The organism is Mesorhizobium sp. M1348 (assembly GCF_040317925.1).
Taxonomy (GTDB): domain Bacteria; phylum Pseudomonadota; class Alphaproteobacteria; order Rhizobiales; family Rhizobiaceae; genus Mesorhizobium.
Window position 1 is genome coordinate 103,532 of sequence record NZ_JAMYLH010000003.1, and the last position, 13,690, is coordinate 117,221.

A 13,690-nucleotide genomic window follows, 5' to 3' on the forward strand; every position below is an offset into this window, starting at 1 on the left:
CAAAGGTCATGGCGACCGCAACCCTAACTGCAGGATCGGCGCCGGCGCCAGCCATGCCGGTGCCGGCCGACCACATCTCGACACGCCGCGTCATCGCCTTCCTGGCGATGGTGTTCGGCATGTTCATGGCCATCCTGGACATCCAGATCGTCTCGGCCTCGCTGGCCGAGATCCAGGCGGGGCTGAGCGCCAGTTCGGATGAGATTCCGTGGGTGCAGACGGCCTATCTGATTGCCGAGGTGGTGATGATCCCGCTGTCGGGCTTCCTCAGCCGGATGCTGTCGACGCGGGTGCTGTTCACGATCTCGGCAGCAGGCTTTACCGCGGCCAGCGCGCTGGCGGCGACCGCAACCAATATCGACCAGATGATCGTCTACCGCGCCGTGCAGGGCTTCATCGGCGGCGGCATGATCCCGAGCGTCTTTGCAGCCGCCTTCACCATCTTCCCACCGTCGCGTCGCGCCATCGTCTCGCCGATGATCGGCCTGGTGGCGACGCTGGCGCCGACCATCGGCCCGACAGTCGGCGGCTATATCAGCCATGCCATGTCCTGGCACTGGCTGTTCCTGGTCAACGTCGTGCCCGGCATTCTGGTGACGACGGCCGCCTGGTCGCTGATCGACTTCGACAAACCCAATCTCAAGCTGTTCAGCAAGTTCGACTGGTGGGGGCTTGCCGGCATGGCCGCCTTCCTGGGCTGCATGGAATATGTGCTGGAGGAAGGTCCCAACAACGACTGGCTGCAGGATCAGGCGGTGTTCATCTGCGCCGTCATCATGACCTTCGGCGCGGTGCTGTTCTTCTGGCGCGTGTTCACCGCCGAGGAGCCGATTGTCGATCTGAGGGCCTTCAGCAATATCAATTTTGCCTTCGGCTCGCTGTTCTCCTTCGTCGTCGGCATCGGCCTCTACGGTCTGACCTATCTTTATCCGGTGTTCCTGGGGCGCATCCGCGGCTACGATTCGATGATGATCGGCGAGGCGCTGTTCGTCAGCGGCCTGGCCATGTTCTTCACCGCGCCGATCTCCGGCATCCTGTCGAACAAGATGGACCCGCGCATCATGATGATGATCGGCTTCTTCGGCTTCGCCACGGGGACCTGGTGGATGACGCATCTCACCGCCGACTGGGATTTCTATGAACTGCTGATCCCGCAGATCCTGCGCGGTTGCTCGATGATGCTCTGCATGGTGCCGATCAACAACATTGCGCTCGGAACCCTGCCGCCGGAGCGGCTGAAGAATGCGTCTGGCTTGTTCAACCTGACCCGCAATCTCGGCGGCGCCGTCGGACTGGCCGTCATCAACACCGTGCTGATCGACCGCAATGCCTTCCACTACGCCAGGCTCTCCGAGCACGTGCAATGGGGAAGTGCCGCTGCGCAGCAGAAGCTGCAGAACATGACGCTCAACTTCGAGCAGACCGCCGGGCTCGACGCCTCCAAGGCGGCCATCTCCAAACTGTCAGGCATGGTCCAGCAGCAGGCATCGCTGCTGTCGTTCATGGACGTATTCTTCATGCTGACGGTTTTGTTCGCGACGCTTGGGCTCTTCACCCTGGTGATCCGCAAGCCAGCCGCTCAGGGCGGCAGTGGCGGAGGCCATTGAGGCGCGCTGGATCCCCCGCCTGGCGCCCTCGCGCATGACCCCGAAAAGCGATTTTCGGGGTCATGCGCAAAATCAACCATTACGAAGTCCTCGCGCGCTCCGACAAAGCCAGGGCGCAGCCGTCCTCACGCCGTCGCCGGCTTGAAGGTCAAGGCGACGCCGTTGATGCAATGCCGCAACCCGGTCGGCGGCGGACCGTCGTCGAAGACGTGGCCGAGATGGCCACCGCAGCGGCGACAGTGGACCTCGGTGCGGGTCATGCCCAACGACCTGTCTACGGTCTTGCCGACGGAATTCGGGATTTCCTGCCAGAAGCTCGGCCAGCCTGTGCCGGAATCGAACTTGGTCTCTGACGAATAGACCGGCAGGTCGCAGCCGGCGCAAGCGAAGATGCCTTTGCGGTGCTCGTTGAGCAGCGGACTGGTTCCCGGGTATTCCGTGCCCTCCTTGCGCAGCACATTGAAGGCCGCGTCGGACAGGATGGCGCGCCACTCGGCTTCGGTCTTGGTGACCTCGAAAGTCTCGGCCGCGCGTGCATCCTGGGCTCCGCCCATGCGCAGCGCGGTGGCGCCTGCGACAACGCCAAGGGCTGCCGCACCACTCAAAAGAAGCTCGCGACGGTTCATGGCCATTCCTCCTGTCATTGCTTGTGCCAAATTCGACCGCCACACGGAAATCAAAAGCCGGTGACGATCGCTGTCCTCAAAGCGGGACTCCGCGCCTATCCACATCTTGCGTGAACGGCGCGGAGTGTGCGCAGGGAGGCCCTTAGCGATATCTTCGCCGGCAGCGTGCGTTTGTTACATCTTCGGCAGGAGAACCTTGTCGACGACGTGGATGACGCCGTTGGACTGCTCGACATCGGCGATCGTCACATTGGCGACATTGCCGTTCTCGTCGGTCACGGTGACCTTGCCGCCGTCGGTCTTGAGCGACAGTTCGCAACCACCGACCGTCTTGACCTTGTGGGTGCCGCCGTCATCCTTGACCATCTTGGCGACGTCGGCGGCCATCGCCTTGGCGCCGATGACATGGCAAGTCAGGATCTTGACCAGCTTGTCCTTGTTTTCAGGCTTGAGCAGCGTCCCCATCGTGCCGGCTGGAAGTGCCGCAAAGGCCTCGTTGGTCGGCGCGAACACGGTGAAGGGGCCAGCGCTTTGCAGCGTATCGACCAGGCCGCCTGCCTTGACGGCAGCGACCAGCGTCGTGTGGTCCTTCGAGTTGACAGCATTTTCGACGATGTTTTTCTGGGCATACATGGCGGCGCCGCCGACCATCGGATTTTGGGCATAGGCAATGGTGGCGAGCGCAGAAATGGCGACCGTTCCGGCAAGCAAAAGGGTGGCGAATTTACGCATGATTTCAATCTCCTCGGGTTATCGTTCGCCTCATTCGGGAACGCAAGGAGATACGCGACAGAAATGTGGGAGTTTCGCCCTCTCCGCAAAAAATATTGTGTCGCTGCAATTTGCCCAGTGCGGATCGGCAGCCGCCAACAAACTTTGCAGGCGTTTAAATCGCGGGAGATAGATTTCAGGTCTGCTTCTAGAGGCAAGAAGCGGTCAGACGCTCTTCAGATCGCCCGCTGCGACCACCGGTCCAGTCGGCTGGCCGGTCGGTGAACCGCCGGCAGGCTCGACGCTGACCGCAAGCACGGCGCCTTGCGCCAACTTTTCCTGGACGGCGAGCGGGATGGCCAGATGCACGCTCGCACCGGCCGGGATGACACCCATCGACACCGGCGCATTCTTGCCTTCGATCATCCACAGTTCGAAGTCCTTGCCGGCGGCCCGCTCGCCGGAAACGTGGGAAAGACCGATCTCGTGACGGGCGGCATCGTAGACGACGAGATATTTGACGTCGCTGCCTTCGGCCGCCAGCGAGGCGACAAGCCGCGTCTGCGGCGGTTCGGTGGGCGGGCGGAAGTAAGGCACGGCGATGTAGATCGCCAGCGCCGCAATGGCGGCGGCGGCAAGGCCGCGCCAGAAGCCAAGGCTCGACCACAGGCCGGCGCGCGGCTCTGCAGCGAACAGCCGGCGGTCCAATGCTTCCTTGACCCTGATCGGAGGCTCTGTCTCCGGATAGGCGGCGGCCATCGGCGAAAGATGCGCCTCCCAGCTATCGACAAGGCGCGCGAAGGCGGCGTCCGCATCGATGCGGCGCGACGCGATCTCGCGTTCGTCGGCGGCCAGCACGCCAAGAACGTATTCGGCGGCGAACAGGTCGTCGCCCCCACGTTCCGGTCCGTTGTCGTCAGCCAGCGTCATCTTTCCAGGCATTCTCTCAGTTTCAACAGGCTGCGCCGCAGCCAGGTCCGCATTGTGTTCAGCGGCACGCGATAGCGCTCCGCCAGCTCGGCATAGCTTTTGCCATCCAGATAGGCGCTCCGGACGGCCGCCGCCCGGTCCTTGTCCAATTCCTCGAGACAATGGTAGATGCGTTCGGACTCACCGCCCGCCACGGCCATGGCCTCCGGCCCCGGCGCCGGATCGGCCACGTCGAGCGCGGCATCGATATAGGCGGCAGGCTCTCGCCGCGCCCTGATCCGATCGATCGCATGATTGCGCGCAATGGCCACCAGCCAGGAGATCGGGCTCAGATCCGAAACGGCGAAACGGTCCGACTTCGTCCATATCTTGACGAAGACCTCTTGAAGCGCCTCTTCTGCATCTCCCCGATCCTTCAATACACGAAGGCAGACGCCGAAAAGTTTCGCGCTGGTCTGCCGGTACAGCAGATCGAACGCAGCCCGGTCCTTCATGGAAGTCCGGACAATCAGGTTGCTGATGTCCTGCGGCGTCATCGGCCGCCAAATTAGGCGATTGCAATGTATTTGCAACGACTGAAATGGTCTTGCGCACTGGCAGCGCCAGCGTCGATTGCCAAGGAAATCGCCGCCCGCTAGCTTGCCATGAGCGGGAGGGCGACCATGTCGATCGAGCGGGTTCTGTGGGAGCATGACGCAACCGGCCAGGCCGCACTCGTGCACAAGGGAGAGATCACACCGCAAGATCTCGTCGATGCGGCGATCGCCCGGGCCGAGGCCACCCAGCCGGAGATCAACGCCATCGCCGAACCGCTTTTTGAGGCGGCGCGGGCGCGAGCGAAAACCGTCGACCACAAGCTGCCGCTTGCCGGAGTGCCCTTTGCGCTGAAGGACCTCGGCATTGCCATGAAGGGCGTGCCGACGCATGGCGGCAGCCGCATCCCAGCCTACACCCCCGATTTCAACTCGGTCATGACGGAACGCTATCTGGCTGCTGGCCTGGTCCCGATCGCCACCAGCACCGCACCCGAACACGGGCTGAGGCTGGTGACCGAGTCCGTGGCTTACGGCGTCACCCGCAATCCATGGGACACCGCCCACACGACCGGCGGTTCCTCGGGCGGCGCGGCTGCGCTGGTCGCGGCCGGCGTCGTGCCGGTGGCGCACGCCTCGGATGGCGGCGGCTCGATCAGGGTGCCTGCCGTTTGTACCGGGCTGGTCGGGCTGAAAACCTCGCGCGGCCGCGTGCCCTTGACGCCGCTCGTCACCGAAAGCTGGTACGGCTTCGTCGTCGACCATGCGTTGGCCCGCTCGGTGCGCGATACGGCCCTGCTGCTCGACCTGACCCACGGGCCCGACCCGCTGTCGCCCTACGCGGCACCCTCGCCGAACGGCAGTTTCACTGCGGCCGCCGGGCGCGATCCGGGCAAGCTCAAGCTCGCCTTCTACCGAAAATCGCCGCTCGGCCTGCCGATTTCGGAAGAAACCTTGAAAGCTCTGGATGCGGCAATTGCGTTGGCGCGCGAAGGCGGGCACAGCGTCGAGGAGATCGACCTGCCCTATATCGATCGCGATTTCATCGCCGATTTCGCCAGAACCGTCGCCGCGGCGGTGGCCGGCACGATGCGTGGCGAGGCCCTGCGCGTCGGCCGCTCCATCTCAGGCGACATCGAACGCGCAACGCGCGTGATGAGCCGGTTCGGTGAAATCCTCTCGGCCGGCGAAATCTATGCCGGCCTGCAGCGGCTGCACGCAACCTCGCGCCGGCTTATCACCGAAACCGCGCATTACGATGCAGTGCTGATGCCTGTCATCGCGCATCCGCCGCTCGCCTGCGGCACCATGGACCCGAAAGGCGCCGACGAATTCATCGAGAATGTCCTGGACAGACTGCGCCTCGCCGGCCTGCTGAAGTTCAAGCCGCTATTCGGCCAGCTGATGGACAAGAGCCTGTGGTTCACCCACTGGCCGGCGATCCAGAACGTCAGCGGGCAACCGTCGATCACGCTTCCGGTTTACGTGACCGATGCCGGCCTGCCGCTCGGCGTCCAGGCCGCCGGCCGCCCCGGCGACGAGGAGACGCTTTTGTCGTTCGCCGCGCAGATGGAAAAAATCTCGGGATGGCTGGGCCGGCGGGCGCCGCTGCAGGTGCCGGCATAGGCGGTGATTTGATCGATCGTGACAGCAAAGCCGTTTGCCCCCTCGTCCAATTCCCGCTAAGACGCCGCCGTTCATTCCAAGCTGGGAACCACGCCGATGACGGATGTCGCCGCCACCGCCGAAATGCAGGCCGCGCTGCTTTCAAGGGCGCTGCCCTATATGCAGCGCTACGAGAACAAGACGGTCGTGGTGAAATATGGCGGCCACGCGATGGGCGACATCGCGCTCGGCAAGGCTTTCGCCCGCGACATCGCACTGCTCAAGCAATCCGGCGTCAACCCGATCGTCGTGCATGGCGGTGGGCCGCAGATCGGCGCCATGCTCAGCAAGATGGGCATCGAATCCAAATTCGAGGGCGGCTTGCGCGTCACCGACCAGAAGACCGTCGAGATTGTCGAGATGGTGCTGGCCGGGTCGATCAACAAGGAAATCGTCGCGCTGATCAACGCCGAGGGCGAGTGGGCGATCGGCCTGTGCGGCAAGGACGGCAACATGGTGTTTGCCGAAAAGGCGCGCAAGACCATGATCGATCCGGATTCCAACATCGAGCGGGTGCTCGACCTAGGCTTCGTTGGTGAGCCTGTCGAGGTCGACCGCACATTGCTCGACCTCCTGGCGCGGTCCGAAATGATCCCGGTGCTGGCGCCGGTGGCGCCCGGCCGCGACGGCCATACCTACAACATCAACGCCGACACTTTTGCCGGCGCCATCGCCGGGGCCTGCCAGGCGACGCGCCTGCTGTTCCTCACCGACGTGCCCGGCGTGCTCGACAAGGACAAGAAGCTGATCGACGAGTTGACCGTGGCCGAGGCCAAGGCCCTGATCAAGGACGGAACTGTCTCGGGCGGCATGATCCCCAAAGTCGAGACCTGCATCGAGGCAATCGAGCGCGGCGTCGCCGGCGTCGTCATCCTCAACGGCAAGACGCCGCATGCGGTGCTGCTCGAGCTGTTCACCGAACACGGCGCCGGCACGCTGATCGTGCCGTGACTGGCCGGGTGCCTGAGGGGCTCAAGCGTTTGGCGAAATAGCGGTCACGGACTTACGCGACAGGCGTTCGACAACCATCGATTCCTCTTCCTCGTCTTGCGGCGCGCCCCAGAATTCGGCAAGCGTCGGGCCATTTTTGAGGCGGCGGTCGCGGACCAGAAAGCCCCAGACCTCGCGGAACCAGACGCGGCGGCCCATTTTGGTGTACCAGCGCATCGAATGCCGTTGCTCCGGATCCTTGTGGAACAGGATACGCACCAGCGCCTTGGGCCGCAACTGCACGGCCAGTTCGATCAGCTTGACGGCGAAGAACAGCATCCACGGTTTGAGGCGGGTCATCCGCAGCACCTGGTGCTTGTAGTCCCACAGGCGGGCGTCCAGCTGGATCACCTTGCGGTCCCTGGCAATCCTGAAGAACGGCGTCCAGCGATGCGGCGTCACATAGAGCGCCTGGATCTGGTCGGGGTCATAAGCGATCAGCTGGCGGAAGCCGCGCCAGAGGTCGCGAAAGCCTTCGTCCTCGAAACCGGCCACCCAGGTCGCCATCGACAAGATGCCGTTGAGGCGCAACAGCCGTATCGCCTCGCGGTCGGACGAGGTGCTGCCGCCCTTGCGGATCAACTGGAGCGTCTGCTCGTCGGTGTTTTCCATGCCAAGCAGCCAGCGGATGACGCCGGCCTGGCGATAGAGATGCAGGCTGTCGGCGTCACGGACGATGTCGTCGGCGCGGGTGGAGCCGACGATCAGCACCGGCACGTTCTCGGCGATCATCGCATCGAGAAAGGCGCGCCAGGCTTTTTTGGACGACGTCGGGTTCTCGTCGGCAAGGTTGATCAGCTCGACGCCATGCTCGCGGTATAGCCAGGCAATCTCCCGCGCGAACTTCACGGGGTCGCGGTGCCGCCAGCGCGTCCAGAAGCCGCGCTGGCCGCAATAGTTGCACAGATGCGGACAGCCTCGCGAGAACTGCATGACCACCGCGCGCTTGCCTCCCCAATAGCTGTAGCGACTGAAGTCGATCAGTTCCCAGCCGATGCGGTAATCGTCGAAATTGGCGATCGTCCTTGTCGGCCGGGTGGCAAAGGGCCGGCGCAAATCATCAGGAAAGGCGATGCCCGTCACATCCGACAGCGGCTTGCGTTTTTCCAGCGCTTCGACCAGCGCGACGATTGTCGCCTCGCCCTCGCCACGCACGATGAAGTCGAAGACATCTGTTTCGTTCAGTATGTCGCGCCAATGATAGGTCGGAAACACGCCGCCATAAATCAGGATTGTCGCCGGCTCGATGTCCTTGACCATGCCGGCGATCAGCAGGGCTGTCGGATGTGCAGAGGTCGAGCCGGAATGGCCGATCAGAATGCAGTCGGGATGGTCGCTCAAGGCGTCCCGGACCAGCGTGGCAAGCGCCATCGGCCCGAATTCGGCGTCCACAAGCCGCACTTGATGTCCCGCGTCGATCAGCGGACCGCCCAGTGCCAGCAAACCGAGCGGCGGCAGATGGTCGTCCGGCACACGGCTGCCGATGACTGTATGTGGCGGGTTGATCAGGACGATTTTCATGGCGGACCTTCAATGGCGGTCCGCATGTCGTAGTCGGCGATCTAGCTCTGGAGATTGGCCAGCTTCAGCAGTTTGTGTGCAGCCTTTCCGCAGAAATGCCTATCGTCTGAGATGTGCAAGCGGGACATGGCCGGGCCCCTTGATGTTCTGCAGCACAAGCTGGGTGTGGACGTCGCGCACGCCTTCGAGCCGCATCAGACGGTGCATGACGAAAGCATTGAGCTCGTCGACCGACGGCACCATCACGTGCAGCAAGAAATCATGGTCGCCGGTCATGGTCCAGCATGAGGACACCTCGTCCATGCGCTGGACGGCGGCGATGAAGCTTTCGGGCGAGCCGTCGCTGTGGCTGGTCAGGCGCACCTGGATGAACACCTCGACCATCAGCCCGACGGCGCGACGGCTGAGCACCGCGGCGAAGCGCTTGATGATGCCCGCCTGCTGAAGAACCTCAAAGCGCCGCGCGCAAGGTGTCGTCGACAGGCCGATCTGCTGCGCCAGTTCGGATACCGGCTTGCGCCCGTCGCGCTGCAGGATGTCGAGCATCTTGATCTCGAATTCGTCAAACTGAGGCATTTTCACTCTCCCAAAGCTCGATCGTGGAGTCTTTTACCTCCAACCCCGCATTTGAGCCACCATCAAAGCTGATTTGCCTCCCGCCATTCCGCTAGAATTGCCGACAATCCGCTGATCATGATTTCCAGGGAGAGCAGCCATGACCATGAACGTTGCCGACTATGCCCGCGAATGCGCCGCGCGAGGCCTTCGCGGCGACTATTCGGTCTGCCGTGCCGATTTCACCGTGGCGCAGGGCTACAATTATAGCGACGAAGAACAGGCGGTGTGGCGCACGCTGTGCGACCGCCAGACGAAGCTGACCAGGAAGCTCGCCCATCATTCCTATCTCGATGGCGTTGCGGCGCTTGGCCTTCTCGACAAGATCCCGGATTTCGGTGAGGTCAGCGAGAAGCTGCGCAAGCTCGCCGGCTGGGAGATCGTCGCCGTGCCGGGGCTCATTCCCGCCCAGCCGTTCTTCGACCACCTCGCCAACCGCCGCTTCCCGGTCACCAACTGGCTGCGAACCCAAAAGGAGCTCGACTACATTGTCGAGCCCGACATGTTCCACGATTTCTTCGGTCACGTGCCGATCCTGACGCAGCCGGTCTTTGCCGACTTCATGCAGATGTATGGCAAGAAGGCCGACAGCGTGATTGCGCTCGGCGGCGACGAGATGATCACCAGGCTTTACTGGTACACCGTCGAATACGGGCTGATGCGCGAACCCGGCCAGCCGCTGAAGGCGTTCGGCGCCGGGCTGATGTCATCCTTCACGGAGCTTCAGTTCGCGGTCGAAGGCGGCGAGGCGCACCATGTCGCCTTCGACCTGGAAACCGTAATGCGCACCGGCTACGAGATCGACAAGTTTCAGCGTGCTTATTTCGTGCTGCCGTCGTTCGACGCCCTGCGTGATGCTTTCGAGACCGCCGATCTTGCGGCGATCGTGGCGCGCCGCAAAGGCGAGCCGGCGCTCGATCCGGCAAAAGGTCTGAAAGGTTAGTTCTTGTTAGCGACCGCCAAGGCTCAGGCGGCTTCGGAAATATCGCGGTCGATGATCGACAGATTGCGGCCGCGATGCTTGGCCTCGTAAAGCCGCTGGTCGGCGGCGCGCATCAGCTCCGACACTGCGGCGTCCTTGCCGCAGGTGATGCCGCCAATACTGACCGTCAGCGGAACCGTTCGTTCGTCGACGGGCCGGAAACGGATACGCTCGACTTCACGGCGGATGCGCTCGGCGACGCGCCTGGCCTCGTGTTCGGTAGCGCCGATCAGAAGGGCGCAGAATTCCTCGCCGCCGATGCGGCCAAGCACGTCGCCGCTGCGCACGCCACGCTCTATCGCGTTTGCGATCAGGAGCAGCGCATCGTCGCCGATCAGATGGCCGTAGCTGTCGTTGATGGTCTTGAAATGATCGGCATCGATGATCAGCAATGCTCCGCGATCGAATTTACGCCGGGAGCCGTCGAGCGCGGCAAAGAAGCTTTCGCGGTTGAGCATGCCGGTCATGTCGTCGCGGCTCGCCTTTTCCGCCAAGCGCCTGTGCGCGGCGGCTAGTTGGGCATGGGCGCGGGAAAGCTCGCGATGGGCGGTCTGCAACCTTTCGCCCTGCCAGAACGTATAGGCGCCGACGCCCCAGGCAAGGGCCAGCGGGCAGACGGTGGATGTCAGCCAGATGGTGCGATTGATCGGAAAACCCATTGCTGGCACGACGATCAGCGTCAGCAAAAGCGAGACCGCGACAGAGGCGAAAGCGATGGCGGCAGACTTTAGAAATATGCGATTCATCGCTTGCTCCCACTGATCCGTCTTGGTCACAGCAAGCGCTGAATGTCACCTTTCGGCGATGCTTAAGATTTTAATTATGGCGCCATTTTCACCACCCAGGGCGCGCATAGGTTGTGGATAAACCTCCTGTTAGAAAGATCGTTTCGTGCCATAAGGACGGTATGACCACACTTCCCGACCCCGCCCGCTTTGCCCATGTCACCGACTGGGTGTTCGATCTCGACAACACCCTTTATCCGCATCATTCGAATCTGTTCTCGCAGATCGATGTGAAGATGACCGCCTATGTCGGAGAATTGCTGACGCTGCCGCGCGAGGAAGCACGCAAGCTGCAAAAGGAGCTCTACCGCGAATACGGCACGACACTGAACGGATTGATGACGCGCCATGGCATCGACCCCGATGATTTTCTCGAGAAGGTCCACGACATCGATTATTCCTGGCTGGTTCCAGATCCCGTCCTCGGCACCGCCATACGCCAGCTTCCCGGCCGTAAATTCATCTTCACCAACGGGGATCGCCGGCATGCCGAACGCACCGCGCGGCAGTTGGGCATTCTTGAGCATTTCGACGATATTTTCGATATCGTCGCTGCCGGACTGAACCCCAAGCCGGCGCGGCAATCTTATGAGAAATTTGCCGAACTCCACGCCGTTACCGGGCAAAATGCGGTGATGTTCGAAGACCTCGCCCGCAACCTGTCGGTGCCGAAATCGCTGGGCATGACCACGGTGCTGGTGGTGCCGCGCAATTTCGAGCCGACCTTCTCGGAAATCTGGGAACGCGACCCGGCCAACGAGGACGATGTGGACTTCGTCACCGACGATCTCGCCGGCTTTCTCACGGCGATCGTCGAAGTCACTGCTTGAGGCAGCCGGCGCGCTTCAAGTCCTTGCTTGCATGTCAAAGTTTATAGAAGCGGCTAATGATCCCCCAGGCCTCGTCGGCGGTGTCGACGAAATCGATGATATCCTGGTCGCCGGGCGTGATCGTGCCTTGCTCGGCGAGGAAATCGAGGTCGATTGCCCTTGCCCAGAAAGCCTTGCCGAACAGAATGACCGGCACGCGTTCCATGCGGCCGGTCTGGATCAGGGTCAGCGTTTCGAAGAACTCGTCCATCGTGCCGAAGCCGCCTGGAAATACCGCAACGGCCTTGGCCCGCATAACGAAATGCATCTTGCGGACCGCGAAATAGTGGAAGTTGAAGCAGAGTTCCGGCGTCACGTAGGCGTTTGGCGCCTGCTCGTGGGGCAGCACGATGTTGAGACCGATCGACGGCGCGCCAACATCGTCGGCGCCGCGATTGCCGGCCTCCATGACACCCGGCCCGCCGCCGGTCACCACGACGAATTCGCGATAGTACGAGGTGGCCGACTGCTGTGAGCAGAGGCGGGCGAATTTGCGCGCCTCCTCGTAATATTTGCTGTTTTGCTCGAGGTTCTTCTTCTGCGTCTCGTTCTTGGCCGCCCAGGCTTCGCCGCCGGGCTCGGGAATGCGGGCGCCGCCGAACAGGATGACGGTCGATTGGATGCCGCGCTCGGCCAGGATCATCTCCGGTTTCAGCAGTTCGAGCTGCAGCCTGACCGCGCGCAACTCGCGCCGCGTCATGAAATCGGGATCGTTCCAGGCCAGCCGATATGTCTCCGCGCGCGTTTGCGGCGTGTCCGGCACGCTTCTCGACCGCTCCAGATCCTCGTCCGAATGCGGCAGCGGCGTCCATCCCGCCTTTTCCATGGGAGTCATATTTGCTTTACCCGTCCAATCATTCACTTGCGCCGTCCCGTGACGCTGCCGCGATTGACCCTCCCCAAGCCTTCACATAGGGTCCGCGCGACTTTCAAACAGGTTAAGGCGCCGGCCCTTAACAGCTTGGTAATGGAGCGAATTCATGTCGAAGCCCGATCTCGCGAGCCTCGAGGAGATTATCGAGAACGCCTTCGAGGAACGCGACACGATTTCGACCGCAACCCGCGGCGAGACGCGCGAGGCCATCCAATCGGCGCTCGACCTGCTCGACCGGGGCGTCGCCCGCGTTGCCGAGCGGCAGGCCGACGGCAAATGGCATGTCAACCAGTGGCTGAAGAAAGCGGTGCTGCTGTCCTTCCGGCTTACCCCGATGGAGATCATAAAGGGCGGTCCCGGTCAGGCAGTATGGTGGGACAAGGTGCCCTCGAAATTCGACGGCTGGAGCGCCGTCGATTTCGAGAAGGCGGGCTTCCGCGCCGTGCCGTCGTCGATCGTGCGCCGCTCCGCCTATGTCGCGCCCGGCGCCGTGCTGATGCCGTCCTTCGTCAACGTCGGCGCCTATGTCGACAGCGGCACCATGGTCGACACCTGGGCTTCGGTCGGCTCCTGTGCCCAGATCGGCAAGAATGTGCATCTGTCGGGCGGCGTCGGCATCGGCGGCGTGCTGGAGCCGATGCAGGCGGGTCCCACCATTATCGAGGACAATTGCTTCATCGGCGCCCGTTCCGAAGTGGTCGAAGGCTGCATCGTGCGCGAGGGCTCGGTGCTCGGCATGGGCGTCTTCATCGGCCAGTCGACCAAGATCGTCGACCGCGCCACCGGCGAGATCTTCTACGGCGAGGTGCCGGCCAATTCCGTCGTCGTCGCCGGCTCACTGCCGGGCAAGCCTTTTCCAAACAACGAGCCCGGCCCCAGCCTCTACTGCGCCGTCATCGTCAAGCGGGTCGACGCCAGGACCCGTTCCAAGACCTCGATCAACGAATTGCTTCGCGATTGATCTTTCCCAACGAATACGGAT

Annotated in this window: 14 protein-coding genes; 6 read left to right on the plus strand and 8 right to left on the minus strand. The window is 62.7% G+C overall.

Annotated features, from left to right (window positions below; all coding sequences use genetic code 11):
• Positions 1 to 53 precede the first annotated feature (53 nt).
• On the plus strand, positions 54 to 1,607 hold the full coding sequence (locus tag NKH13_RS07505) for a DHA2 family efflux MFS transporter permease subunit (RefSeq protein WP_352912208.1): 1,554 nt from the start codon (positions 54 to 56) through the stop codon (positions 1,605 to 1,607).
• 125 nt (positions 1,608 to 1,732) lie between these two features.
• Here NKH13_RS07505 and msrB read toward each other — a convergent pair whose 3' ends face one another.
• The 4 genes from msrB to NKH13_RS07525 form a co-directional block, all read right to left on the minus strand.
• Positions 1,733 to 2,233, minus strand: coding sequence for a peptide-methionine (R)-S-oxide reductase MsrB (gene msrB, locus NKH13_RS07510; RefSeq protein ID WP_352464747.1), 501 nt, complete (start codon positions 2,231 to 2,233; stop codon positions 1,733 to 1,735).
• A gap of 174 nt (positions 2,234 to 2,407) precedes the next feature.
• Positions 2,408 to 2,965 (minus strand): fasciclin domain-containing protein, encoded by a 558-nt coding sequence (locus NKH13_RS07515; protein WP_352717137.1) that lies wholly within the window; start codon positions 2,963 to 2,965, stop codon positions 2,408 to 2,410.
• 204 nt (positions 2,966 to 3,169) lie between these two features.
• A complete protein-coding gene (locus NKH13_RS07520) occupies positions 3,170 to 3,874 on the minus strand; it encodes an anti-sigma factor (protein ID WP_352912209.1) in 705 nt (234 codons plus the stop codon).
• A complete protein-coding gene (locus NKH13_RS07525) occupies positions 3,871 to 4,410 on the minus strand; it encodes a sigma-70 family RNA polymerase sigma factor (protein WP_352911776.1) in 540 nt (179 codons plus the stop codon). The genes NKH13_RS07520 and NKH13_RS07525 overlap by 4 nt, the downstream gene beginning before the upstream one ends.
• Positions 4,411 to 4,536: 126 nt before the next feature.
• On the opposite strand from NKH13_RS07525, the gene NKH13_RS07530 reads away from it, so the two are divergent.
• Positions 4,537 to 6,033 (plus strand): amidase, encoded by a 1,497-nt coding sequence (locus tag NKH13_RS07530; RefSeq protein WP_352911779.1) that lies wholly within the window; start codon positions 4,537 to 4,539, stop codon positions 6,031 to 6,033.
• Between the two features lie 96 nt (positions 6,034 to 6,129).
• Positions 6,130 to 7,023, plus strand: a complete 894-nt coding sequence (argB, locus tag NKH13_RS07535) for an acetylglutamate kinase (protein WP_023677482.1) — start codon at positions 6,130 to 6,132, stop codon at positions 7,021 to 7,023.
• Between the two features lie 21 nt (positions 7,024 to 7,044).
• Here argB and bchE read toward each other — a convergent pair whose 3' ends face one another.
• Complete coding sequence (gene bchE, locus NKH13_RS07540) at positions 7,045 to 8,583, minus strand: magnesium-protoporphyrin IX monomethyl ester anaerobic oxidative cyclase (RefSeq protein WP_352911782.1); 1,539 nt, start codon at positions 8,581 to 8,583, stop codon at positions 7,045 to 7,047.
• A 99-nt stretch (positions 8,584 to 8,682) separates the two neighbouring features.
• Positions 8,683 to 9,159, minus strand: coding sequence for an Lrp/AsnC family transcriptional regulator (locus NKH13_RS07545; protein ID WP_352911785.1), 477 nt, complete (start codon positions 9,157 to 9,159; stop codon positions 8,683 to 8,685).
• A gap of 139 nt (positions 9,160 to 9,298) precedes the next feature.
• On the opposite strand from NKH13_RS07545, the gene phhA reads away from it, so the two are divergent.
• Positions 9,299 to 10,141 carry a phenylalanine 4-monooxygenase gene (gene phhA / locus NKH13_RS07550; protein ID WP_352911789.1) on the plus strand — a complete coding sequence of 281 codons (843 nt, stop codon included), beginning with the start codon at positions 9,299 to 9,301 and terminating at the stop codon, positions 10,139 to 10,141.
• Positions 10,142 to 10,164: 23 nt separating this feature from the next.
• On the opposite strand, the gene NKH13_RS07555 is transcribed toward phhA, so the two are convergent.
• A complete protein-coding gene (locus NKH13_RS07555; protein ID WP_352911792.1) occupies positions 10,165 to 10,926 on the minus strand; it encodes a GGDEF domain-containing protein in 762 nt (253 codons plus the stop codon).
• Between the two features lie 161 nt (positions 10,927 to 11,087).
• Between NKH13_RS07555 and NKH13_RS07560 the strand changes: the two genes are divergently transcribed.
• On the plus strand, positions 11,088 to 11,795 hold the full coding sequence (locus NKH13_RS07560; protein WP_352911794.1) for a pyrimidine 5'-nucleotidase: 708 nt from the start codon (positions 11,088 to 11,090) through the stop codon (positions 11,793 to 11,795).
• A gap of 34 nt (positions 11,796 to 11,829) precedes the next feature.
• Here the strand turns inward: NKH13_RS07560 and NKH13_RS07565 are convergent, their stop codons facing one another.
• Entirely contained in the window at positions 11,830 to 12,669 is an 840-nt protein-coding gene (locus NKH13_RS07565; protein WP_292655870.1) for an LOG family protein, read from the minus strand.
• Between the two features lie 145 nt (positions 12,670 to 12,814).
• On the opposite strand from NKH13_RS07565, the gene dapD reads away from it, so the two are divergent.
• A complete protein-coding gene (dapD, locus tag NKH13_RS07570; protein ID WP_352911797.1) occupies positions 12,815 to 13,669 on the plus strand; it encodes a 2,3,4,5-tetrahydropyridine-2,6-dicarboxylate N-succinyltransferase in 855 nt (284 codons plus the stop codon).
• Positions 13,670 to 13,690 lie beyond the last annotated feature (21 nt).